The following is a 322-nucleotide window of genomic DNA, read 5'->3' on the forward strand; positions in this document are numbered from 1 at the left end:
CTTTTACGTTAAGTTAGTGCTTGGGGGCCTCACATGAGCTCTCAGGACATCGTGCTAAGTGAGGAAAAACAAATTGAGCTGAGGCGGCGCATTAGGTCCGCGACGATCAGTAAGCGCGACGATCGTCGTGCGCGTGTGATTTTGCTAGACGCTCAAGGTTGTTCACGTAACGAGGTTGCGCGGCTGACTTGCAGCTGCGTTGTTTCAGTCACCCAATGGTGCAAGCGTTTTCGAGATCTGCGCCTATAAGGTCTGGCGGATCTGCCCGAACTAAGTCGCAAGCCACTCCTGCCTACCGAAGCGATGAAACGCCCCCTTGAGC

General features: G+C 54.3%; 1 pseudogene. It reads left to right on the forward strand.

Annotated features, from left to right (window positions below):
- Window positions 1–33 precede the first annotated feature (33 nt).
- A pseudogene (locus KMS84_RS39640) lies at window positions 34–322 on the forward strand (IS630 family transposase); the annotation flags it as partial.

The sequence above is a fragment of the Streptomyces hilarionis genome (assembly GCF_024539675.1).
Lineage (GTDB): Bacteria > Actinomycetota > Actinomycetes > Streptomycetales > Streptomycetaceae > Streptomyces > Streptomyces hilarionis.